This window comes from Aquibium sp. ELW1220 (assembly GCF_030398385.1).
In the GTDB taxonomy this organism is placed as follows: domain Bacteria; phylum Pseudomonadota; class Alphaproteobacteria; order Rhizobiales; family Rhizobiaceae; genus Aquibium.
The window spans coordinates 76,633-99,244 of record NZ_JAOAOQ010000003.1 but is presented as its reverse complement, the minus strand read 5'-3'; the positions used below and the strand labels follow the sequence as shown (position 1 = coordinate 99,244).

The 22,612-nt window shown below is 67.1% G+C and carries 25 protein-coding genes; 16 read left to right on the top strand and 9 right to left on the bottom strand.

From position 1 onward, the window contains the following. The first annotated feature begins 139 nt into the window (after nucleotides 1-139). The 8 genes from N1F91_RS03765 (at nucleotide 140) to N1F91_RS03730 (ending at nucleotide 8,827) form a co-directional block, all read left to right on the top strand. A complete protein-coding gene (locus N1F91_RS03765) occupies nucleotides 140-739 on the top strand; it encodes a helix-turn-helix domain-containing protein (protein WP_289990403.1) in 600 nt (199 codons plus the stop codon). A 219-nt stretch (nucleotides 740-958) separates the two neighbouring features. Continuing rightward, nucleotides 959-3,001, top strand: coding sequence for a TonB-dependent receptor (locus N1F91_RS03760; RefSeq protein ID WP_289990402.1), 2,043 nt, complete (start codon nucleotides 959-961; stop codon nucleotides 2,999-3,001). A gap of 152 nt (nucleotides 3,002-3,153) precedes the next feature. Next, nucleotides 3,154-4,173, top strand: coding sequence for a DUF4424 domain-containing protein (locus N1F91_RS03755; RefSeq protein ID WP_289990401.1), 1,020 nt, complete (start codon nucleotides 3,154-3,156; stop codon nucleotides 4,171-4,173). 3 nt (nucleotides 4,174-4,176) lie between these two features. After that, nucleotides 4,177-4,710, top strand: coding sequence for a dihydrofolate reductase (locus tag N1F91_RS03750; RefSeq protein ID WP_289990400.1), 534 nt, complete (start codon nucleotides 4,177-4,179; stop codon nucleotides 4,708-4,710). 162 nt (nucleotides 4,711-4,872) lie between these two features. Then, nucleotides 4,873-5,979, top strand: a complete 1,107-nt coding sequence (gene hflK / locus N1F91_RS03745; protein ID WP_289990399.1) for an FtsH protease activity modulator HflK — start codon at nucleotides 4,873-4,875, stop codon at nucleotides 5,977-5,979. Then, the gene (locus tag N1F91_RS03740) at nucleotides 5,979-7,004 is read left to right on the top strand and encodes a protease modulator HflC (RefSeq protein ID WP_289990398.1); all 1,026 of its coding nucleotides are present in this window, start codon (nucleotides 5,979-5,981) and stop codon (nucleotides 7,002-7,004) included. The genes hflK and N1F91_RS03740 overlap by 1 nt, the downstream gene beginning before the upstream one ends. A gap of 1 nt (nucleotide 7,005) precedes the next feature. Then, nucleotides 7,006-7,191 (top strand): DUF2065 domain-containing protein, encoded by a 186-nt coding sequence (locus N1F91_RS03735; RefSeq protein WP_289990397.1) that lies wholly within the window; start codon nucleotides 7,006-7,008, stop codon nucleotides 7,189-7,191. Between the two features lie 220 nt (nucleotides 7,192-7,411). After that, nucleotides 7,412-8,827: a DegQ family serine endoprotease gene (locus N1F91_RS03730; protein WP_289990571.1), complete on the top strand. Its 1,416-nt coding sequence runs from the start codon at nucleotides 7,412-7,414 to the stop codon at nucleotides 8,825-8,827. 72 nt (nucleotides 8,828-8,899) lie between these two features. On the opposite strand, the gene N1F91_RS03725 is transcribed toward N1F91_RS03730, so the two are convergent. Both N1F91_RS03725 and serB read right to left on the bottom strand, forming a co-directional pair. Beyond that, a complete protein-coding gene (locus N1F91_RS03725) occupies nucleotides 8,900-9,454 on the bottom strand; it encodes a GNAT family N-acetyltransferase (protein WP_289990396.1) in 555 nt (184 codons plus the stop codon). After that, the gene (gene serB, locus N1F91_RS03720; protein WP_289990395.1) at nucleotides 9,451-10,338 is read right to left on the bottom strand and encodes a phosphoserine phosphatase SerB; all 888 of its coding nucleotides are present in this window, start codon (nucleotides 10,336-10,338) and stop codon (nucleotides 9,451-9,453) included. The genes N1F91_RS03725 and serB overlap by 4 nt, the downstream gene beginning before the upstream one ends. Between serB and miaA the strand changes: the two genes are divergently transcribed. Further along, on the top strand, nucleotides 10,316-11,293 hold the full coding sequence (miaA, locus tag N1F91_RS03715; protein ID WP_289990394.1) for a tRNA (adenosine(37)-N6)-dimethylallyltransferase MiaA: 978 nt from the start codon (nucleotides 10,316-10,318) through the stop codon (nucleotides 11,291-11,293). The two genes, serB and miaA, sit on opposite strands and share 23 nt — an antisense overlap. Nucleotides 11,294-11,388: 95 nt before the next feature. Continuing rightward, on the top strand, nucleotides 11,389-12,165 hold the full coding sequence (locus tag N1F91_RS03710; RefSeq protein ID WP_289990393.1) for a GGDEF domain-containing protein: 777 nt from the start codon (nucleotides 11,389-11,391) through the stop codon (nucleotides 12,163-12,165). A gap of 58 nt (nucleotides 12,166-12,223) precedes the next feature. Here the strand turns inward: N1F91_RS03710 and N1F91_RS03705 are convergent, their stop codons facing one another. After that, entirely contained in the window at nucleotides 12,224-14,128 is a 1,905-nt protein-coding gene (locus N1F91_RS03705) for an ATP-binding protein (RefSeq protein ID WP_289990392.1), read from the bottom strand. A 357-nt stretch (nucleotides 14,129-14,485) separates the two neighbouring features. On the opposite strand from N1F91_RS03705, the gene N1F91_RS03700 reads away from it, so the two are divergent. The 4 genes from N1F91_RS03700 to ilvN are packed head-to-tail and all read left to right on the top strand — an operon-like array spanning nucleotide 14,486 to nucleotide 17,599. Then, entirely contained in the window at nucleotides 14,486-16,273 is a 1,788-nt protein-coding gene (locus N1F91_RS03700) for an acetolactate synthase 3 large subunit (RefSeq protein ID WP_289990391.1), read from the top strand. A 4-nt stretch (nucleotides 16,274-16,277) separates the two neighbouring features. Next, nucleotides 16,278-16,616, top strand: coding sequence for an AbrB/MazE/SpoVT family DNA-binding domain-containing protein (locus N1F91_RS03695; protein ID WP_289990390.1), 339 nt, complete (start codon nucleotides 16,278-16,280; stop codon nucleotides 16,614-16,616). Further along, complete coding sequence (locus N1F91_RS03690; RefSeq protein WP_289990389.1) at nucleotides 16,600-16,995, top strand: type II toxin-antitoxin system VapC family toxin; 396 nt, start codon at nucleotides 16,600-16,602, stop codon at nucleotides 16,993-16,995. Before N1F91_RS03695 ends, N1F91_RS03690 begins: the two co-directional genes overlap by 17 nt. Before the next feature lie 31 nt (nucleotides 16,996-17,026). Continuing rightward, nucleotides 17,027-17,599 carry an acetolactate synthase small subunit gene (ilvN, locus tag N1F91_RS03685; protein ID WP_289990388.1) on the top strand — a complete coding sequence of 191 codons (573 nt, stop codon included), beginning with the start codon at nucleotides 17,027-17,029 and terminating at the stop codon, nucleotides 17,597-17,599. 9 nt (nucleotides 17,600-17,608) lie between these two features. On the opposite strand, the gene N1F91_RS03680 is transcribed toward ilvN, so the two are convergent. From N1F91_RS03680 to N1F91_RS03665, 4 genes are all read right to left on the bottom strand, one after another. Then, nucleotides 17,609-18,982, bottom strand: coding sequence for a glycosyltransferase family 2 protein (locus N1F91_RS03680; RefSeq protein ID WP_289990387.1), 1,374 nt, complete (start codon nucleotides 18,980-18,982; stop codon nucleotides 17,609-17,611). Nucleotides 18,983-19,275: 293 nt separating this feature from the next. Continuing rightward, entirely contained in the window at nucleotides 19,276-19,434 is a 159-nt protein-coding gene (locus N1F91_RS03675; protein ID WP_289990386.1) for a hypothetical protein, read from the bottom strand. Next, nucleotides 19,431-19,706: a hypothetical protein gene (locus N1F91_RS03670; RefSeq protein ID WP_289990385.1), complete on the bottom strand. Its 276-nt coding sequence runs from the start codon at nucleotides 19,704-19,706 to the stop codon at nucleotides 19,431-19,433. The genes N1F91_RS03675 and N1F91_RS03670 overlap by 4 nt, the downstream gene beginning before the upstream one ends. Continuing rightward, nucleotides 19,703-19,945, bottom strand: coding sequence for a type II toxin-antitoxin system Phd/YefM family antitoxin (locus N1F91_RS03665; protein WP_289990384.1), 243 nt, complete (start codon nucleotides 19,943-19,945; stop codon nucleotides 19,703-19,705). Before N1F91_RS03665 ends, N1F91_RS03670 begins: the two co-directional genes overlap by 4 nt. Nucleotides 19,946-20,575: 630 nt before the next feature. On the opposite strand from N1F91_RS03665, the gene N1F91_RS03660 reads away from it, so the two are divergent. Further along, entirely contained in the window at nucleotides 20,576-21,763 is a 1,188-nt protein-coding gene (locus N1F91_RS03660) for a site-specific integrase (RefSeq protein ID WP_289990383.1), read from the top strand. 93 nt (nucleotides 21,764-21,856) lie between these two features. On the opposite strand, the gene N1F91_RS03655 is transcribed toward N1F91_RS03660, so the two are convergent. Then, complete coding sequence (locus tag N1F91_RS03655; protein WP_289990382.1) at nucleotides 21,857-22,090, bottom strand: hypothetical protein; 234 nt, start codon at nucleotides 22,088-22,090, stop codon at nucleotides 21,857-21,859. Beyond that, complete coding sequence (locus N1F91_RS03650; protein ID WP_289990381.1) at nucleotides 22,050-22,325, bottom strand: hypothetical protein; 276 nt, start codon at nucleotides 22,323-22,325, stop codon at nucleotides 22,050-22,052. The genes N1F91_RS03655 and N1F91_RS03650 overlap by 41 nt, the downstream gene beginning before the upstream one ends. A 64-nt stretch (nucleotides 22,326-22,389) precedes the next feature. Between N1F91_RS03650 and N1F91_RS03645 the strand changes: the two genes are divergently transcribed. Beyond that, nucleotides 22,390-22,596, top strand: coding sequence for a helix-turn-helix domain-containing protein (locus N1F91_RS03645; RefSeq protein WP_289990380.1), 207 nt, complete (start codon nucleotides 22,390-22,392; stop codon nucleotides 22,594-22,596). Nucleotides 22,597-22,612: the final 16 nt, after the last annotated feature.

The following is a 22,612-nucleotide window of genomic DNA, read 5'->3' as shown; positions in this document are numbered from 1 at the left end:
GGTTGGCGGCGTCGTGCCGGCGCGATAGAGATTATACGGAACGACGCTCCGCTTGCATGCATATACGGAGCGACGCTCCGTTTATCAAGCGCGGCGGGCACGGGCAGTCGTCGCGCGGGGACAAACGGAGGGAGCGGGCTTGGCCGAGGACGATCCACAGCAGGACGAGCACGGTGCCGGACGGCGGCTGCGCGCCGATGCGCGCCGCAACGAGGACGCGGTGCTGGAGGCTGCCAGGGTGGTGTTCGCCGAGCATGGCGTCGATGCGCCGGTGCGCGAGATCGCGCTGAGGGCAGGGGTGGGCATGGGCACGCTCTACCGCCGCTTCCCCACGCGCGCCGATCTCGTGGCCGCCGTCTTCCGCCGCGAAGTCGACGCCTGTGCCGCAGAGGCGCAGGCGCTGGCGGCGGCCCATCCCCCACTCGCGGCGCTGGTGCGGTGGCTGCGGCGCTATTCCGGCTTCATCGGCACCAAGCGCGGCCTGTCGGCTGCCCTCCATTCCGGTGACCCCGCCTTCGACACCTTGCCCGACTATTTTCGCGAGCGCTTCACGCCGGCGCTCGCTGGCCTGCTCGAGACGGCGGTGGCGGCAAGGCAGATCCGGGCCGGCGTCGACCCCTACGACCTCCTGCGGGCGATCGGCAACCTTTCCGTGGCGACGGAAAGCGGCGGCGCGGATCACACCGGCCGGATGATCGACCTCATCGTCGACGGGTTGCGCTTCGGCGCCGACGGCTGACCCGCGCGGGGCGCTGTTGCACCATGGCAACAATGCCTGGGATCGCACGCTTCATTTCTTGACTTATTCGATCATGTAACATTGCGCGGCCTCGCGGCTCCGGCTAAGGGCCACGAACAGGCACCGACCGGCCGCAAGGCCCGGCTCGCACCCGACCGGCAGGGGTCTCGAACCTGCAGCACATCAACCGTCGACCGCACTCTTTCCGGGGGGAAGCCTATGGCCGCCTATCGTCACCTGTCGCTCGGGACCGCGCTGTCCCTCGTCTTTCTGATGTCTTCGGCGACGGCCGGGCTGGCGCAGTCGCAGGTCGACGATCCGCAGGCTGCCGAAACTGAAGCCGGCGACGAGGTGACCGTGCTGCCGCGGCTCGACGTCGGCGCTGGTGCCGAAGGCACCGCCGGCACCAAGGTGATCGCCATCACCAAGGAAGAGCTCGAGCGCAAGCAGCCGACCGACCTGCAGGAGATTTTCGCCGGCGAGCCCGCCGTGGCGGTCGGCGGTGCGATCCCGAGCACGCAGAAGCTCTACGTCAATGGCGTCGACGAGACCAACCTCGCGGTCACCGTCGACGGCTCGCGCCAGAACAACAAGGTGTTCCACCACAACGGCACCTATCTGCTCGATCCGGCGCTGCTCAAGGCGGTGACCGTGCAGCCGGGCGTGGCCCCCGCCGATGCCGGCCCGGGCGCCTTCGCCGGCTCGATCGGCTTCGAGACGGTCGACGTCGACGACCTGCTCCAGCCGGGCCGTGCCTTCGGCGGCTTCGTCAGCGGCACCTGGGACACCAATTCGAACACCTTCGTCACCGGTGTCAGCGGCTATGGCCGGCATGGCGGCTTCGAGTATCTCGGCTTCCTCAACTATTCGGAGGGCGGCAATTACGAGGCCGGCAACGGCGAGGAGATGCTCGGCACCGGAACGAATCTGATCAGCGGCCTCGGCAAGGTCGCCTACGAGACGCTCGGCGGCCACCGTTTCGAGCTCAGCCACGAGCAGGTGCGCGACGACGACCTGCGCCCGTACCGCGCCAACGTCTACATCAACATCCGCAACGAACCGGTGCTGCGCCAGTATACGCTCGACCGCCAGAACACGGTATTCACCTACACGGTTGACAAGCCGGCCGGCTGGTGGGACCCGAAGGTGGTGCTCGCCTACAGCCGCACGCAGGTCGAGACGCCCGTGTACAGCCGCGGCTCGGGCGACTTTCTCGCGCCGTCCATCGGTGCGACGGAGAGCTTCAACGGCAAGGTCGAGAACCGCTTCAACCTCGACCTGGGCAGCGTGACGGCCGGCGTCGACTTCTATTCGGATCGTGCCAACCTCGACTACAGCGAGCCCGGCGCGGAGGAACATCCCGAGGAGAAGGCCCGCAACGTCGGCGCCTATGCGCAGGCGCGGCTCGAGCCGACCGACCGTGCCCGCCTGTCCTTCGGCGGCCGCGTCGACAACCAGTGGTTCACCGGCACCGACGGATCGGAATGGAAGAATGTCGGCGTGTCCGGCAACGTCTCGGGCGAATACGACCTCGTGCCGGATTTCCTCACCGCCAAGGCCGGAGCGTCGCGGGTCTGGGGCGGCGTGCCGCTGGCGGAGAACTTCATCCAGAACCCCGCCTGGGACTATGGCGACGGCCCTTCGCCGGTCACCTCGGTCAGCCTGACCGCCGGCCTGGAGGCGCATTGGAACGGTTTTTCCGTGGAAGCCGGCGTCTTCCAGTCCGACATCCGCAATGCCCGCTCCGCCAATTACACCGACGGAGCCACCCGCAGCTACGACCTCTACAGCTGGGGCTGGGAAGTCGGCGCCGGCTACGACTGGGGGACGGGCTACGTCACCGCGAAATATGCCGACATCAGCGGCGAGGTGGACGGCGTCGCGGCGGACTCGGAGGTCGGCCGCTACCTGACGACGCCGCTCGGCCAGATCGTCATGCTGACGGCCGGCTGGCGCCACGAACCCTGGGGCCTGACGCTGGGCGGCGATGCCGAGTTCGGCCTCGAAAGCGACGCCACGCTGGTCAAGCACCCGTCCGACCCGACCTCCGACAAGCTGCCGCTGCCCGCCTACCAGGTCTTCAACGCTTTCGCCGAATGGACGCCGCCGTCGCGGCAGAACCTGACGCTGCGGCTGGAGGCGCGCAACATCTTCGACGAGACCTACACGAGCCGTGCGAGCTACGGCCAGGATTTCAACGGCGTGAAGCCGCATTTCGAGCCCGGCCGCACCTTCCGCCTCAACGCCCGCGTCGAGTTCTGACGACGCGGGCGCGGCCGTCCGCCTGCTGCGCGGCGGACGGCGGCGCCGCTGCAATCGACGGCCATGGCGTTATCGGCTATGCAGGGCGCGCATCTGCCGAGCCCCGTTGCCGCACGGGCTCCGGTCAACCGTCGCCTGTCGAGGGTCACTTCATGAAGCGCGCCGTCGCCTCCATCCTCATGCTCGCCGCGGCAAGCGCCGCGGAGGCGAATGATTCGACCGCCGAACTCGGCGCGGGCGGGCTCGTCCTGTCACGCAGCGACGTCATCGAGATGGCCCGCGAGGACCTCTTTCTTTCGCGAGAAGCGGTACGGGTCGACTATGTCTTCCGCAATCGCTCCGACGCGGACGTCTCCTCGATCGTCGCCTTCCCGATGCCCGAAATCGAGGCCAGTCCCTACCAGAACGTGTCGATCCCCTTCGACGCCGACGACGACTTCCTCGGCTTCGAGGTCTCCGTCGATGGCGACGCCGTCGAGCCGGCGCTGGAGCAGCGCGCCTTCGCCGTCGGCATCGACGTGACGCAGGACCTCGAATCGCGCGGAATTCCGCTGTTTCCCTATGGCGGGGCGGCGGAAGCGGCGCTGGCCGGACTGCCGGAGGACATCGTCGACGACTGGCTCGACCGCGGCATCGTCATCATCGACGAGTATGACGACGGATCGGGCATGAAGCGGGTGGTCACGCCGTTCTGGCGGCTTTCCTCGACATACTGGTGGCGCATGACCTTCCCGGCAGGGCGGGATGTCGCCGTCTCGCATCGCTATACGCCGAGTATCGGCTCCTCGGCCGGCATCAGCTTCTTCAGCGACGGGAACATCCAGGGAGGGAACCACGCCGACTACAAGGCCCGCTACTGCATGGACGAGGGCTTCGAGAAGGCGGTGCTGAAGGCCGCGAAAGCCTCGCCCGACGGCTATCCGCGCCTCTTCGAGACGCGGCTGTCCTACATCCTCAAGACCGGCGGCAACTGGGCCAGCGGCACGATCGGCGATTTCCGCCTGACGGTCGACAAGGGCGACCCGAAGAACCTCGTCTCCTTCTGCGGCGATGGCGTGAAGAAGACGGGGCCGACGACCTTCGAAATGCGCGCGAAGGACCACTTCCCGGAGAAGGACGTCGAGATCCTGATCCTCGAACCCTTCACCGCCGAACCTTCCTCGGGAGGCTGAGCCATGGCGGACGTCGTGATCCATGTCGCGGTGGCCGAGAACGGCATCATCGGCCGCGAGGGCGACATGCCCTGGAGGCTCTCGGCCGATCTGAAGCGATTCAAGGCGCAGACCATGGGCAAGCCGGTGGTGATGGGCCGCAAGACCTTCGAAAGCATCGGCAGGCCGTTGCCGGGGCGACTGAACATCGTGGTGACGCGCAACGCCGGCTGGAGCGCCGAAGGGGTGGAAGCCGTCCGCTCGCTCGACGATGCGCTGACGCTCGCGCGCGTTCGCGGCCGTTGCATGCCTGCGGGCGACGAAACCTGCATCATCGGCGGCGGCGAGATCTACCGGCAGGCGATCGACCGGGCCGACCGGCTGCACGTCACGCACGTCCTGGCGTCCGTTGAAGGCGACACGCGGTTCCCCGCGATCGATCCCGCTCTCTGGCGCGCTGGCCACACCGAGGAACTTCCGGCAGGCCCGCGGGACAGCCACCCGACGCGTCATGTCGTCTATGAGCGCGCGGGAACGTCGCCGCAGGCCCTCCGTTAGAGAGGGTTTTGCCGGCTTTCGGCGCTTTTCCGCGACAAGGCAGCGCAATTCGCCCCATTCACGCTCCGTGTCGCGTTGAAAGGGCAGGGGCGTATCCCTATAACACGGCCATCGGTTTCGCCCTCTGTCGACGGGCGGCACCCACCAAATGAGAGGACATTCATGCCCTGGAGCAATCAAAGCGGTGGCGGCGGCCCTTGGGGCGGCGGTGGCGGCAACGGCGGAGGCGGCGGACCCTGGGGGCAGGGACCCCGCGGTCCGAACGGCCCGAAGGGCACGCCTCCCGATCTTGAGGACATCATCCGCCGCGGCCAGGACCGGCTGAAGCACGCGCTGCCAGGCGGCGGCGGGTTCTCGCCGGCGATCGTCGGCATCGTCGCGGTCGGTCTCGTCGCGCTCTGGGCCTTCCAGTCGGTCTACACCGTGCAGCCGGACGAACTGGCCGTCGAGCTTCGCTTCGGCAAGCCGAAGGACGAGCTCTCCCAGCCGGGCCTGCATTTCCACTGGTGGCCGATCGAGACGGTCGAGAAGGCGAACACGGCCGAAAAGCTGGTCAACATCGGCGAAGTGCGCGGCGGCGGCTCGTCGGGCCTGATGCTGTCGGGTGACCAGAACATCGTCGACGTCAAGTTCTCGGTCGCCTACCAGGTCGCCGATCCGGCCGCCTATCTCTTCAACGTGGCGAGCCCCGACGACACCGTTCGCCAGATCGCCGAGAGCGCGGTGCGCGAAGTGGTCGGCCGGCGTCCTGCCCAGGACATCTTCCGCGACGACCGCCAGGGCATCGCCGACGAGGTGCGCCAGATCATCCAGGGATCGCTGGAGGACTACGGCACGGGCATCGTGGTCAATGCGATCTCGATCGAGGACGCCGCGCCGCCCCGCGAGGTGGCCGACGCGTTCGACGAGGTGCAGCGCGCCGAGCAGGACGAGGACCGCTTCGTGGAGGAATCCAACCAGTACTCCAACCAGCAGCTCGGCCGGGCCCGCGGTGAAGCCGCGCAGGTGCGGGAAGAGGCAGCCGCCTACCGGACCCGGGTCGTCCAGGAAGCCGAAGGTGAGGCGCAGCGCTTCGTCTCCGTCTACGACGAATACGCCAAGGCGCCCGACGTGACGCGGCGCCGTCTCTTTCTCGAAACGATGGAGCAGGTCCTGAAGGGATCCAACAAGGTCATCATCGAGCAGGGCGCAGGCGGGCCGGGCGTGGTGCCCTACCTGCCGCTTCCCGAACTCGAGCGCCGCGCGCCCGCCACGGGAGGGACGAACTGATGTCGAACCGGCTTCCCATCATCGCCGCCATCGTGGCGGTCATCGCCATCATCGCCTATTCCTCCTTCTTCGTCGTCAGCGAGCGCCAGCAGGCGATCGTGCTGCGCTTCGGCGAGATCGTCGACGTAAAGTCCGAGCCGGGCATCTACTTCAAGCTGCCCTTCGGCTTCGTCGAGGCCGACAACGTCCAGATGATCGAGGACCGCATCATGCGCTTCGATCTCGACGACATCCGCGTCCAGGTCTCGGGCGGCAAGTTCTACGAGGTCGACGCCTTCGTGCTGTACCGGATCGAGAATCCGCGCGTCTTCCGGCAGACGGTCTCCGGCTCCGTCACGCTGGCCGAACAGCGGCTGCGCACCCGTCTCGATGCGGCCCTGCGCCGGGTCTACGGTCTGCGCGGCTTCGAATCCGCTCTGTCCGAAGAGCGGACGTCGATGATGCTCGAGGTTCGCGACCAGCTCCGCCCAGACGCCACGTCGCTCGGTCTGGAGATCCAGGACGTGCGCATCCGCCGCACCGACCTGACGCAGGAGGTCTCGCAGCAGACCTATGACCGCATGTCGGCCGAGCGCCTTGCCGAGGCCGAGCGCCTGAGGGCACGCGGTCGCGAGGCGGCCGCCCGCATTCGGGCCCGCGCCGACCGCGAGGTGGTCGAGATCATCGCCGAAGCGCGCCGCGAGTCCGAGATCCTGCGAGGCGAGGGCGAAGCGCAGCGCAACGCCATCTTCGCCGATGCATTTCAGCGGGACCCGGACTTCTTCGACTTCTACCGGTCGATGGCGGCCTACACAGAGGCGCTGGAGGGCACCGGCACGTCGATGGTGCTGTCGCCGAACTCCGAGTTCTTTCGCTTCTTCGGCAACGACGCCGGGCGGATGCCGGCGCCGACCAGCGGCGCGGCGACGGACGCCGCGGCGGCGGCAGGCAGCCCGCTGCCCGCGCCGATCCCGGCTGCTCCGGCAGCCGAACCCGCTGCTCCGGCCGCACCGGCTGCCGAGCCGGCGGCCCCCGTCGCGAACTGACATGCGCGACTTCATCGATGCCCTCGGTCTCGTCTTCGTGATCGAGGGCCTCATCTATGGCGGCTTTCCCTCACTCGCGCGGAAGCTCGCGTCGAACGTGCTCGACATGTCCGACAACACCTTGCGCTATGGCGGCATCGCCGCCGTGGCCGTCGGCGTCGGCATCGTCTGGCTGGCGCGGGGATAACGCAGGTTTTATCCGCTTTGCGCTATCCTCGACCGCAAACTGGCCCTAATTCTTGCTGACGAAAGAGCGGGCGCGGCGCCGTCGCGTCCGCTTTCTTGCCGCGGCAGCGGGGCCTTCGCGGTCCGGCCGCGATCAGGCCAATCGGGAGAACGTGACGATGATGCTCAAGCGGTTCCTGCCGGCGGTGCGCAACCTTGCCTTCGCGGCCGCGGCGGCCGCCATGCTGGCGCAGACGGCAGCGCCGGCCGTGGCGCAGCAGACCGGTCCGGCCTCCGTAGCCGACCTCGCGGAGGGTCTGCTCGAAGCCGTCGTCAACATCTCGACCTCCCAGAACGCCGGCGCCCCTGGGCAGGACGCGGTGCCGATGCCGCAGCTTCCGGAGGGGTCGCCCTTCCAGGATTTCTTCGACGAATTCTTCAAGGACCGCGGCGGCAGCACCGTGCCGCGCCGGGTGCAGTCGCTGGGATCCGGCTTCGTGATCGATGCCGAACAGGGCATCATCATCACCAACAACCACGTCATCGCCGACGCTGACGAGATCGAGGCGAACTTCTCCGACGGCTCGAAGCTGAAGGCCGAACTCGTCGGCCGCGACACCAAGACCGACATCGCCGTGCTGAAAGTCGACCCGACGAAGAAGCGGCTGAAGGCCGTGCCCTTCGGCGATTCCGGCGCCATCCGCATCGGCGACTGGGTCATGGCCATCGGCAATCCGTTCGGCCTCGGCGGTACGGTGACGGTGGGCATCGTTTCGGCGCGCAACCGCGACATCAATTCCGGCCCGTATGACGACTTCATCCAGACCGATGCGGCGATCAACCGCGGCAATTCCGGTGGCCCGCTGTTCAACATGAACGGCGAGGTGATCGGCATCAACACCGCCATCATCTCGCCCTCCGGCGGCTCGATCGGCATCGGCTTCTCGATTCCCTCGGACCTTGCCGTCAGCGTCATCTCGCAACTGCGCGAGTTCGGCGAGACGCGTCGCGGCTGGCTCGGCGTCCGCATCCAGCCCGTCACCGACGACATCGCCGAGAGCCTGGGCATGGCGACGGCGGAAGGCGCGCTGGTGGCCGGCGTCATAAAGGGCGGTCCCGTCGACAACGGCATCATCCAGGCCGGCGACGTGATCATCCGCTTCGACGGCCGGGCGGTGAAGGAAATGCGCGACCTGCCGCGCATCGTCGCCGACAGCCCGGTCGGCAAGGAAGTCGACGTCGTCATCGTCCGCAAGGGCGAGGAACAGGTGGTGAAGGTCACGCTCGGCCGCCTCGAGGATAGCGAGGAACTGGCCGAGAACGAGGCTGCCGAGGGCGAGGAAGGCGAGGCCGTGGCCACCGCCGCCGTGCTCGGCATGACCGTCGGTGCTCTCGACGACGCCGCGCGCGAGCGATTCGGCATCGTGCCCGACGTGTCCGGCGTGGTGATCATGGAAGTCGCACCCAACTCGGCCGCCGCCGAGAAGGGCATCGCTGCCGGCGAGGTGATCACCGAGATCGCCCAGGAATCGGTCTCGTCTCCCCAGCAGGTCGTCGACCGCATCGCCGCGCTGAAGGAGCAGGGCCGCCGCAACGCGCTGCTGATGCTGTCGTCGAAGACCGGCGAGCTGCGCTTCGTGACGCTCAGGATGGATTGACCGGTCGCTCCGGTCTGCCGCGCCCCGGTCTGCCGCGCTTCGGGCGCCGCCCTTGCGGGCGGCGTTTCCGTTTCAGGCTTCCTGACGCCACTCGTCGCGCGTGATACAGTACAGCACGTGCGGATTGAGGCTCGGCGCCGCGACGCGCGGATGGTCGAAGTCGCCGTCGTCGACGCGGCTCATGCCGATCCGCGTCATGACCGCGATAGATCGGGCATTGGTCCAGACGGCGAAGGACAGCACCTCGTCGAGGCCGAGCGTCCGGAAGGCGAAGGCGAGCCAGGCGCGGGCCGCTTCCGTGGCATAGCCCTTGCCCCAGAATTCGGGTGCCAGCCGCCAGCCGATCTCCACGGCGTCGTCCGGCAGGATGTCGGGGATGCCTGCCGGGTTGAGACCGACGAAGCCGATCGTCTCGCCCGTCGCGGCAATCTCTGCGGCGCAGAAGCCGTAGCCGCGCGTGACGATGTCGCATGTCAGGCGGTCCATCATGGCGTCCGAGCCGGCGCGGCTGCGACGGAAGCCGAAGAACTGCATCACCGCATCGTCCGAATTGATGCGGTGGAACAGCGCGCGGTCGCGGTCCTCCCAGTTGCGCAGGATGAGGCGCTCGGTGGTCAGAAGCGTCATGCGGTGATTTCGCCGGCGGAATAGCCCTGGAGGTAGAGCAGGGCGGTGAGGTCGCCGTGGTCGATGCGGAAGCGGGCCTGTGCCGCCACCGTCGGCTTGGCGTGCAGCGCAACGCCCATGCCGGCCAGTCCGATCATGGCGAGGTCGTTGGCGCCGTCTCCGACCGCCACCGCATCGGCCGGCGTCACGCCGAGGCCGGCTGCGATCGCCGTCAGCGCCTCCGCCTTCGCCTCGCGCCCGAGCACTGGATCGGCGACCGTGCCGGCAAGGATGCCGCCCTCGGCCACGAGCGTGTTCGACTGGTGCTCGTCGAAGCCGAGCCGCTGCGCCACCGGGCCGGTGAACAGCGTGAAGCCGCCGGAAACCAGCGCCGCCCAGGCGCCGTGTCGTCGCATCGTCGCCACCAATTGCGGCCCGCCCGACGCCAGCGTGATCCGCTCGGCGATCACCTTGTCGATCACGGAGAGCGGCAGCCCCTTCAGGAGCGCGACGCGCTCGCGCAGCGCCGGCTCGAAGGCGATCTCGCCGTTCATCGCGCGCCGGGTGATGGCCGAGACGTGATCCTTCAGACCCACCTCGGCGGCGAGTTCGTCGATGCATTCCTGATCGATCATGGTGGAGTCCATGTCGGCGATCAGGATTCTCTTGCGCCGCCCTTCGGCCGGCTGCACGGCGACGTCCAGCGGCAGGCCGGCCAGCGCTTCGCGCAGGCGCGCTTCCGCCTCGGTTGCATCGGCATCCTCCGGCAGGTCGATGTCGCAGGCGATGCCGTCGGCAAGCCAGCGCGGCGCCCTTGCGCGAAGGGCGCGGGTCGCGCTATCGGCGACATCCCGCGTCAGCACGGCGGCTTCGGGGCTGGAGATGAGCGTGGCGACCAGCGACATCGAGACAATATCTCCGCGAGACGGCATCGCGCCGTTGAAGGGCGCAACCCTGATAGCCGGGCCGACCGCCAGCGGCAAGTCGTCGCTGGCGCTCGCCATTGCACGCGATACGGGTGCGGAGATCGTCAACGCCGATTCCATGCAGGTCTACGGCGTGCTGCGCGTGCTGACGGCGCGTCCCTCTGCCGCGGAGGAAGCCGAACGGCCGCACCATCTCTATGGCCACGTGCCGCCGTCCGCCGCCCATTCCACAGGCCAGTGGCTGCGCGAGGTGGCCGAACTCATCGCCGGCGCCGCGGGCAGCGGCCGGCGCTTCGTCTTCGTCGGCGGCACCGGGCTCTATTTCCGCGCCCTGACCGGCGGCCTGTCCGATATGCCGCCGGTGCCTGCGGAGGTCCGAGACGCCTGGCGGGTGCGGCTTGCCGCCGAAGGCGCCGCCGCCCTGCACGCGCTGCTTACGACGCGCGACGCGGCGGCCGCTGCCCGGATCGGCCCCGCCGATGGCCAGCGCATCGTTCGCGCCCTCGAGGTCCTGGAGGCGACCGGCCGGCCGATCGGTCACTGGCAGGCGCGGCGCGGGCCCTCGCTGATCGATCCGGCGACGGCGCGCTGCCTCGTCATCGCTCCGGACCGGGCGCTTCTGCGGCAGCGCATCGACGACCGCTTCGACGCGATGGTGGCAGCCGGCGCGCTGGAAGAGGTGAGGGCGCTGCTGGCACTCGACCTCGACCCGGCCCTGCCTGCCATGAAGGCGATCGGCGTTCCCGAACTCGCGGGCCACCTGCAGGGCACGTCGACGCTTGAGGCGGCCCTGGAACGGGCGAAGGCCGCCACCCGGCAATATGCCAAGCGGCAGGACACCTGGTTTCGTCATCAGCTCGGAACCGAATGGCAGCGCATAGGACCAATGGAGGGGGATCTGCTCGCCACGCGGGCATCCTCCGTGAAGACTTAGGTCTTGTTCGAACGCTTCGCGTAGAGGTTGCGCCCGTTAACGCCGCCGTAATTGGAGCCGTGCAATCCTTCGCAAGTCATCGCGGTACGGGTTACATGCGCCTCCATCGATCGGAAACGGCATTCTTCGTCTTCATGGCGCTGATCCTCGTGACGTGCGTCCTGATGCTGTTCGCCTATCGGGCGCTGACGGCCGAGCATATCGACGATGCGGCCGCCCACGAACTGGCGAGCCGGATGCTGTTCGGCGGCGCCATCCTCAATGCCGGCGCCATCATCTTCGGACTGTTCTTCATCTTTCCGCTGATCCGCACCCAGGTGCGCGAGGAAGGCAAGCTGCGCGCCATGACCGAGACGCTGAGCGCCCGCTCGGTGACGTTGGAGCACGCGGCGCTGACCGACGGCCTGACCAGCATGCACAACCGTCGCTACTTCGACGACGCCCTGCGCGAATATCTCGGCGAATTCCAGCGCATCGGCAAGCCGGTGGGCCTGATGATCCTCGACCTCGACAACTTCAAGGCCGTCAACGACACGCATGGCCACGACGTCGGCGACGAGGTGCTGCGCCAGGTGGCGAGCTGCCTGCGCGAGTTCACGCGCTACCACGACGTCGCGGCGCGCCTGGGCGGCGAGGAATTCGCGGTGGTCGCGCCGAACCTCGACGAGGACATGCTGGCAAAGCTCGCCGAACGCATCCGCACCGCCATCTCGCAGCTGACGGTCACGACGGGCAACATCACGCTGCGCGTGACCACCAGCGTCGGGCTCGCGGTCTGGGACCGCAGCGAGACGGCGGACGAGTTCTTCCGCCGCGCGGACCGCAAGCTCTATCAGGCGAAGCGGCTCGGCCGGAACCGCGTCTGCGCCTGAGCCGGCAGCGCGTGCCGCCTGTCTGACGTCTGCCCGGCCACGTCCGTGAAGGCCTGTCCTACTCGCCGGAACGGAATGGCCCGTCGCCGAAGCGGCGCATCCGCCGCGGTTCGGCCGTAGCCGGGGCCATGCCGAAGGCCGGGGCGCCGCCATGAACCGGCGCATAGGCGCCGGGAACGGTGCCCGAAGTCTCGGGCGGCGCGGTCAGGTCGCGCGCGGCTTCGGCCACCGGGCGCTTGAGCAGCGGGCTGCCTTCGCCGAAGAAGGACTGGTCCTCCTCCGCCTCGGCCGCAGGCTGCCGTTCGATGCGCCGCATCCGGTCGATGATCGCCTGCAGGTCCACCTCCTCGGGAGAGACCACGCTTCCCAGCGAACTGTCGACATGGGCGCCGGGGATCTTGTCGGCCGACAGCTCCTCGAACTTCAGCCGCATCGGCGTCGCCACCGCCTCGCCGAAGGCAATCGCCTCGCGCTGGCCCATGGAGGAGAGGAAGGCCAGCGTCGAGGCCGAGGAATCGGCAATGGCAGTGCGGATGATCTCCTGGTCGCGGTCGTTGGCGAGCCGCATGGCGAAGACGCTCGAGCACTGCGACAGGATCGTCGGGTCGAGTTCGCCCGGCCGCTGCGTCACGACGCCGAGGTAGCAGCCATACTTGCGGCCTTCCTTGGCGATGCGGGCCAGCGCATGCCGCGTCGGCGCGAAGCCGAGCCGCGGATCGGACGGCATGTAGCGGTGCGCCTCCTCGCAGACCACGAGCAGCTTGAGCTTGCCCTGGCTGCTCTGGGCAAGGTCGAACGCGAGCCGCGCGAGAACCGAGCAGACCGAATTGACCACCTCCGACGGCATGCCGGCCAGCTGGAAGCACATGATCGGCCGTCCCTCGTGCGGCACGCGGAAGATCCGGCCGATCGACTGGTGGATCGTGTCCTCCACCATGTGGGTTCCGAACATGAAGCGGTACGAGGCATCGTGGACGATGCTCTCGATCCGGCTCTTCAGCGACTTCAGCGCCGGCCGCTCGAGCTTGGCGTCGAGCGAACCCATGCGCTCGTCGATCTGGCGCAGCACGTCCGACATGCGGTAGGGCAGCGGCGTGTCGGCGGTGATGGAGCCCATGTCGGAGGCGCGGCGCAGGCGCAGCTGCCCGCCGGGATTGCGATAGGAGACCTTGGCGATCGGGATCAGGTCGCGCAGGATATCGACCTCCTCCGCCACGTTCTCGCGGCCGCGGAAGAGAACCTCCGTCAGTTCCTCCAGCCGGAACAGCCAGAAGGGCAGGTCGAGGGTCTGCTGGTCGATCCGCGCCGCCTGGTCCCTGAAGGCGGCGGCGAACTCGTTGTGCGGGTCGAGGATCAGGATGCGCAGGTCCGGCCGCTCCTCGATCGCCTTGTGCAGCAGGAGCGAGACTGCCGTCGACTTGCCGACGCCGGTGGTGCCGACGATGGCGAAGTGCCGGTTGAGCATGGAATCGACGCTGATGCGCGCATCGATGTTGGAATTCTGCGACAGGCTGCCGATGACCACCGACTTGCGGCCGGCGAGCTGGTAGACGGCCTCGAGGTCGCGGGCGCGGATCTGGTGCGCGATGGCGCCGATGTTGGGATAGACGGTGATGCCGCGGTCGAAGATCGGCCGCCTGGTGCCTTCCTCGTCTCGCACTTCGCCGATCAGTTCCAGATGCACCTTGATCGGGTTCGGCTCGTCCTCGGCCCACACGCCCGACGGCATCTCGATCGAGCACACCATCCCGACGAGGCGCGTCTGGCCGGTGGAGACCGAGATCAGCTTGCCGATGTTCCACAGGTTGGTCGGCGCGCCTTCGGCTGCGTCGGCGTAGGAGGCGATGACGGCCATCGCGCCGTCGCACTGGATGACGCGCCCGAGCATCCGCGCATCGGGCTGCCGTGGGTCGCGGCGCTCCTGCGCTGTTGCTTCCCCGCGGGCTCCTTCTCCGGCAAACATGTCTCGCTTCGCGTCCCTGTCCGCTTCTTTTTCTTGTCGTTTGGGACGCAAGATGACAGGGCCGGGTTAAGGGCGGGTTCGGCGCCTTGGTTCACGTGCCGTTAACGGAGGCCGGCCGTCGCGTGCGGCGGAACCGATTTGCGATTGACAGCGCCTGCCGCGTCGCCTTAGTGTCCGCCCCCATGACGGACAGGATCATTCTCGTAGTAGGCGCGCGCATGGGCAAGGCGGTGTAACCGCCGGGCGAAATCCCCCCATGCGCGACGAACAGGCTCCCTCGGGGGCCTTTTTTATTGGCCGAAACAGGACTAGACGAACCTCCAGCGCCGCAGCGGCGCGCAATACGGGACGAGATCGATGAACAAGGCACATGTGGAAACCGGGCGGCGCGAGATGACCGGCGCCGAGATGGTCGTGCAGGCGCTGATCGACAACGGCGTCGAGCACATCTTCGGCTATCCCGGCGGCGCAGTCCTGCCGATCTACGACGAACTCTTCCAGCAGGAACAGGTCCAGCACATCCTCGTGCGCCACGAGCAGGGCGCCGGCCATGCGGCCGAGGGCTATGCCCGCTCCACCGGCAAGGCTGGCGTGATGCTGGTCACCTCCGGCCCCGGCGCCACAAACGCGGTGACGCCGCTGCAGGATGCGCTGATGGATTCCATCCCGCTCGTCTGCATCACCGGCCAGGTGCCCACCTCGCTGATCGGCTCCGACGCCTTCCAGGAATGCGACACGGTCGGCATCACGCGGCCCTGCACCAAGCACAACTGGCTGGTGAAGGACGTCAACGAACTGGCCGGCATCCTGCACGAGGCCTTCCAGGTGGCGACCACCGGCCGCCCGGGTCCCGTCGTCGTCGACATCCCCAAGGACATCCAGTTCTCGCGCGGCATGTACACGCCGCCGCAGACCGCGCCGCGCTCCTCCTACCGGCCGAAACTCGAGGGTGACCTCGAGCAGATCCGCGCCGCGGTCGAACTCATGGCGTCGGCGAAGCGGCCGATCATCTATTCCGGCGGCGGCGTCATCAATTCGGGCCCGGAAGCCAGCCACCTGCTGCGCGAGCTGGTCGAACTGACCGGTTTCCCGATCACCTCGACGCTGATGGGCCTCGGCGCCTATCCGGCCAGCGGCCCGCGCTGGCTCGGCATGCTCGGCATGCACGGCACCTACGAGGCCAACATGGCCATGCACGACTGCGACGTGATGGTCTGCATCGGCGCCCGCTTCGACGACCGCATCACCGGGCGGCTCAACGCGTTCTCGCCGCATTCGCGCAAGATCCACATCGACATCGACCCGTCCTCGATCAACAAGAACGTCCGCACCGAGGTCCCGATCATCGGCGACGTCGGTCGGGTGCTGGAGGACATGGTGCGGCTGTGGCGTGCGGGCGCCAGGGCCGACAAGGCCGCCCTGCGGCCCTGGTGGGAGCAGATCGAGCGCTGGCGCGCCCGCGATTCGCTCGCCTACAAGCCGAACGACGACATCATCATGCCGCAATATGCCATCCAGCGGCTTTATGCGCTGACCAAGGACCGCGACACCTACATCACCACCGAAGTCGGCCAGCACCAGATGTGGGCGGCCCAGCACTACGGCTTCGAGAAGCCGAACCGCTGGATGACGTCCGGCGGGCTGGGCACCATGGGCTATGGCCTGCCGGCCGCGCTCGGCGTCCAGATCGCCCATCCCGACGCGCTGGTCATCGACATCGCCGGCGACGCCTCGGTGCAGATGACCATCCAGGAGATGTCCTGCGCGGTGCAGTACGAGGCGCCGATCAAGATCTTCATCCTCAACAACCAGTACATGGGCATGGTGCGCCAGTGGCAGCAGCTGCTGCACGGAAACCGGCTGTCGCACTCCTACACCGAGGCGATGCCGGATTTCGTCAAGCTCGCCGAGGCCTATGGCGGCCACGGCATCCGCTGCGAGAAGCCGGGCGACCTCGACGACGCGATCCAGGAGATGATCGACGTGAGGAAGCCCGTCATCTTCGACTGCCGCGTCGCCAACCTCGCCAACTGCTTCCCGATGATCCCGTCCGGCAAGGCGCACAACGAGATGCTCCTGCCCGACGAGGCCACCGACGAGGCCGTCGCCAACGCCATCGACGCGAGGGGCCGGATGCTGGTGTGAGTTGATGGATGGCGCGGTAAGGCGTATTTGTCTTACCGCGTCTTACATGGAGGCTGCGATGAACGCGCGGGCACGCATGTCGAGCAAGGGCCAGATCGTCGTACCGAAATCGGTGCGCGACGAACTGGGGCTGACGGAAGGAACCGAGGTCGAGTTCGTGCGGCAGGGGCGAGGAGTCTTCGTCCAGCCGGTGAGCGCGTTCGATCCGAGGTTTCCGCCTCTGCCGCCCGGCGAATTCCTCAAGCATGTTGTCAAAGCAGATCGGCCGTTCCCGACCGACGCGGAAATCGAGAACGCGATGCTGGCCGAGGCGGCAAGGCGGTTCGATGCCGATCGCGGTTGACACGAACGTTCTGGCCAGGGCGCTGGTCGACGACGGGTCGGAGCAATCGGCGCGCGCACGGAGATTGCTCGCGGAAGAAGACGTCTTCATCGGCGATACGGTCCTGCTCGAAACCGAATGGCTGTTGCGAAGCGTCATGAAGGTCGGGCGCGTCGACCTCGACCGCCTCTTCTCCGTGCTGGTCGCCACGACGAACGTCTCGTTCGCCGACCGGCGGCGGATCGCCAACTGCATCATGGCCCAGCAGATGGGTCTCGATTTCGCCGACGCGCTGCATCTCTTCTCAGCGGACGGGAACGACGCCTTCGCGACCTTCGATCAGGACTTACAGCGCAAGTCCAAGGCCCTTTCCAACGGCATACCCGTGGTGCCGGCCTAGCAACAATCAGAACCCTCACTCGGAAGCACCCATGAACGCCCAGCTACAGCCCACCGGCTCCGCCTATTTCATCGAGCGGGAAACCGCCAAGCCCGAAGCGCACACGCTCTCGGTGCTCGTCGACAACGAACCGGGCGTGCTCGCCCGCGTCATCGGCCTGTTTTCCGGCCGCGGCTACAACATCGACAGCCTGACGGTTTCCGAGACCGAGCACGAGAAGCACCTGTCGCGCATCACCATCGTGACGCGCGGCACGCCGCACGTGCTCGAGCAGATCAAGCACCAGCTCGAGCGCATCGTGCCGGTGCACCGCGTCGTCGACCTGACGGTGGTGGCGCGCGAGCGTGGCCAGGACCGTCCGCTGGAGCGCGAACTGGCGCTGGTCAAGGTCGCCGGCACAGGCGACAACCGCGTCGAGGCGCTTCGGCTGGCCGATGCCTTCCGCGCCAGCGTCATCGACGCCAACACCGAGCACTTCATCTTCGAGATCACCGGCCGCGTGTCGAAGATCGAGCAGTTCATCGCCATCATGAAGCCGCTCGGCCTGATCGAGGTCTGCCGCACCGGCGTCGCCGCCCTGAACCGCGGCGCCGACGGCATGTAGGCTCGCGGCCTACCCCGCGCGCGACCGGTCGACCACGCCCGCCGCCGTGTCGGGCCCGTCCGCGATCACCGCGCGGATGTCGTCCTCCGGCACCCGCATCACGGGCGGAACCGGAAACGGCGCTCCCGCCGGAGGGAAGGGGAGGCGGCGGTCGTAGGGCGCCGTGCGCCGATGCCAGTCCTGCCAGGCCGCCTCGTAGGCGCGTCGGGTCGCCGACAATCCGGTGACGACGTCGATGCCGTGTTCGGCATCGCCCGTCAGCCCCGTGGCTGCCGTCAGGCAGAGCATCAGCGGACGGTGGAGCCTGTGGAGACCTTCGCCCAGTTGGCCGCCGACACGCGCGAGCATCTCGCTGTCGGCGCCGAAGCGCACCGAATCCCACGCGCCCAGGCGGAAAAGCTCGTCCCGCTCGACCAGCAGCGAGACGGGGCACGCGCGCTCGATGCCGTCCTGGCTGATCCGTCCAACATGCGCGGGAAACGAGAAGCGGCCGCACGCGTCCAGGCGGACCATGGTGCCGACCGTGGCCTTGATCCCCGGATTGATCAGGATGGGCTGCATCTGCACGGCGAGCCGGTCCGGAAAGGCGATGTCGTCGGCGTCATGACATGTGACGTAGCGCCCCAATGCCATCGCCAGGGCCCGGTTCTTCGACACGAAGGGGCCGACATTGCGGCTGTTGCGAAGCACGCGCAGCCGCCGGTCCTTCACTGCCAGGTTCCTAAGGATCGACGCGGTGGCGTCCGTCGAGGCGTCGTCGATGGCGATCACCTCGATCGCATCCCAACTCTGCCCGAGGATCGAGAGGACGGCGCGCTCCACGCTCGCTTCGGCGTTGAAGCAGGAGACGATCACCGTGATCGTCTCCGCTGCGGGCGCCACCGGCACGGTATCGAAGGTGATCCGGAAGAAGCGCGGGCCATCGCCCGGCTCGAGGCGGATCGGCGGCAGGCCGCGCGCCAGCGCCCAGCGGTTCATCGCCGCCGTCCATGCCGCATCCCCGTCGGCCCCCATCGCCTCGAACATCGCCCGGCTGCCCGGAGAGACAAGTCCCGCATGCGCGTCGAGCAGGTCCATCGCCGCGCCATGGCCGCGGTCGCGCTCGAGCAGGAACGCATCGCGGATGATGGTGCGTGCGTTCGGCTGCGGCGAGGGAAGGGGGCCCTGTTCCGGTTCCCGTATCGATGCGCGCGCTGACCGTCCGGTGGCCTGGGTCCCCGGGGCATGCGCGGCGCCGCGTCGTCGCGCATGCCGCAGCAGCGCCAGCGGGATCAGCACCGGCAATGCGAGGAGGAGCAGCGGCGACGCGGCGACGAGAACCCATCGCCGCAACCTTTGGTGCCGCCGCTCCAGCGTCTCGATCCGCCGCCGCAGCCGGTCCACCTGTCGCCTGTTCCTGGCCGCTTCCGTGCCTCTTCCGGTCGAACTGTCAGTCATGGCGTGGATATGGACCGGGTTGGGGACGACCAGACGTTGCGCCGCATCGGGTTGTCTTCAGAGGCAGCACGACCATGACGACGTCACAGCCGATGGGTCAACCTGGCAACCCAGGCGCGGACGCGCAATGCCAGAACTTTCGCCGAGGCGCTGCCGCGTGACGGGTCGCAGCGGCACGGAGGAGCTGGCGGGCTTCGCGAGGACGGCGGTGAAGCTGCCGGCGAGGATGGTGGGCACCGTCAATCCCCCGCAAGCCGGTCGAGGCAGGGGACGGCGAGCGGATCGAAATGGCGCAGGTTGCGCGTGGCCACGGTGAGTTCGTGCACATCGGCAATGGCCGCGATCATCACATCGGCCAGACCTGGATCGCGCCCCCTGGCGCGCGCCGCGTCGCTCATGGTGCCAGCGCGCCGGGCGCGATCACGTCGAGCGCCAGCACGCGCTCTGAGAACGTCTCCAATACTCGATCAAGCCACAGCGAAAGCAGTCCCGCACGCTGCGAACCGCCCACGCCCGCCAGCCGCGATACCCCCTTCTCGATCTCGATGACGGCCACCACCGGCAGGAACACCGAAGGGTGATGTTGGCGCAGCCATTGCGGCAGTGCGCCGGACGGCCGTCCGGGCGCCAGTTCCGAGATGATGGAGGTATCGAGGAGAGACCCTTTCAAAGGTCGATGTCCCGTACGGGCATTTCGTCCCGCTCGAATTCGATCCCTCCGGGGAAGGCAAGCAGATGCTCGACGAAATCAGGCTTGCTCTCCGGATAGAGCTTGCGCGCATCCGCCACCGGCACCAGCACGGCGGCGGGCTTGCCATGTTTCGTGATCGTTGTCGGCTCGCCGCGCATGGCTGCTGCGATCAGCGCGGAGAGTTCCGCCTTGGCCTCGCGAACCTGCATGTGTTTCATGACGGTGTTCCGATGGGCGACGACCTGAGACGACATGTAGGCGCGACGCCAGGGAGGGTCAACCGCGCCGGCTTCCGCTCGCCATTGACAAGGCTTGCGAGGGTGGCGCTGAACCTGTCGGCGAGGATGACGTGCATCCCTTCTGCCGACCGATGTCTGCCCGCCTTCGACGAGTCCAGGAATAGACGATCCCGCGAGGCATGGCTCCTCCGCAGCCGCAACCTTCCTTCATGAAGCCTCGCACGGCGCCGCGTGCGAGCCAGGCCGGGAGGTGTTCCGCCGGATCCGCACATCCCGAGTGGCCGCTGACGCACCTGGCGGGCGCGGCTTGCCGTGTCATTTGTCACAGCACCCGCCGCAGGGTGAGGGTCGAGCAAGAGAACGTCGCTCAAAAAAGTAGCGGGAACCAGAGTATGATTGGTGAGCGCGCTGGGGCTCGAACCCAGGACCTACTGATTAAAAGTTTGAAGGTCCGATCGCTTGGCGGATTCCCGTAGGCTCCCCGGCATAGCAGAAAACATAGGAAAAACAGGAAATTAATGTGTAGGAGATTCCCTGGGATTCTTGCACATTCCGGCAGGTTCGCTTACTATGTGCTTACTGAAATCGAAACCAGTAAGCAGGTCCCCGATGCCGAAGATCACCAAGCGCCTTGTGGATGCGACCGAAGGGCAGGCCAGCGATCTGTTCGTCTGGGATAGCGACCTCGCCGGCTTCGGGCTCAAGGTGACGCCGGCCGGCCGGAAGGTGTTCGTCCTTCAGTATCGGATCGGTCGGAAGTCGCGCCGGATGACGCTCGGGGCTTTTGGAGCGCTAACGGTCGATCAGGCGAGAAGCCTCGCTCAATCCAATCTCCGACTGGTGGCGCGTGGCGACGATCCGATGGCTGAGCGGGAAGCCAAGCGCGACGAAAAGACCACGGGCGAACTGCTGGACCAGTTTCTCGCCGACCATGCCGACGCGAAGCTGAAGGGCCGTTCCAGCGCCGAATACAGGCGGCTCGCGCAAACCCTGGTGCCTACGAAACTGCGGCGGATGCCGATCGCGGAAGTCGCTCGCGCCGACCTGTCCAAGCTGCACAATTCGCTTTCCGGCACGCCCTATCAGGCCAACCGCCTGCTCGCCGTCCTGCGCAAGTTCTTCAACTGGTGCGAACGCGACGGCTATCGTCCCGACCATTCGAATCCCGCTCTGCATGTGCAGCCGTTCAAGGAGCGCAAGCGGGAGCGGTTTCTGTCCCCGGCGGAAATCGCCCATCTCGGATCGGTTCTGTCTGCCATCGAAATGGAAGGCGCACACGGCCCGCATGTCGTCGCCGCGATCCGGCTCCTGCTCCTGACGGGCGCGCGCCTCAACGAAGTGCTGGGCATGCGCTGGGAGTGGATCGACTGGGAAGCTTCGCTCGTTCGCCTTCCCGACTCGAAGACGGGCGCGAAGACCGTTTTCCTGAATGCGCCCGCACTTCAGGTTCTCTCGCGCATTCCTCACCTCGCCGACAATCCCTATGTTATCTGCGGCCAGAAGAAGGGCGAGCGGCTGATCAACCTGCAAAAGCCGTGGCAGGCCATCCGTGCGCGCGCAGGCTTGAACGACGTTCGCATTCACGACCTGCGCCATTCCTTCGCCTCCATCGCTGTGGCGAGCGGCATGTCCTTACCGATGATCGGAAAGCTGCTTGGCCATTCGCAGCCGCAAACGACGGCCCGTTATGCGCATCTGGCGGATGATCCGATGCGCGCGGCTTCTGATCAGATCGGCCAGCGCTTTGCTTCCATGCAGCTTGCCCATCCGCAAGCTCTCGCCATGGTCGCGAAATAGTTTTCTGGTCGTTGATCGACTAAACGCGTCGAACGGCTCAACAGGCTCCATTGGCCGTGTCCGGCTCGGACGCCATCGCGAGCAACCCGTTGATCAAGCGGGACGATAGTTGCCCTCCTCCAGAAGGCGCTTACCCACGCCCGTCTGGATGATCCTGGCCCGGTGGCGCGTCATGAGCATCGAGCCCGGCATCCGTTCCAGAGCGGCATAGAAGGCAGCCTGTGCGACGAGTGCGTTTCGGGCGAATGCGACGATGCCTATGTCATCATGGGTGAGGGGGTCGATTTCATACACGACGAAGCCGAGACCGTAGAACGGGTTTTCCATCGGCGTTCTTTATCCCGGCAACCGTCGCTAGGCGAGGAAGAAATTCCTCTTTGTCGCGGATGCGATCCGCTTCGATTAGTCCGCAGAAGCAAAAAGCTGGGTGCTGCTTGGTGCCCCTTTCAGCAAGTTGCGCGCGGATAGAAGCAGCTTCCATGGTCGTGAAATCGTCATCCAAGCGGTTGGGGAAAACCCAAAAATCTGAATCGAGCTGTTGCTTGGTCTCGTGCAAGGTCATGATGATTCCTGTATATTCAGCGCGTTGGACGGCGATGCGCCGTTGCTAATGAAGGAACACCTGATTGGACCAACTTATTTGCGCCGAAGACGCGGCAAACCTCCTAAACATCTCGTCCTCCACGTTGGCCAAGATGCGCCTGAGTGGATCGTCTCCTCGATACGTGAAGCTTGGACGGCGGGTCGCCTATCGCCCTGCCGATCTTGAGGCCTGGATCGAAACGCAAAGCTTCAACTCGACGGCTGAGTATTGTGGCAAAGGTGCCGCCTAGCCGAACGCCCCGGTGA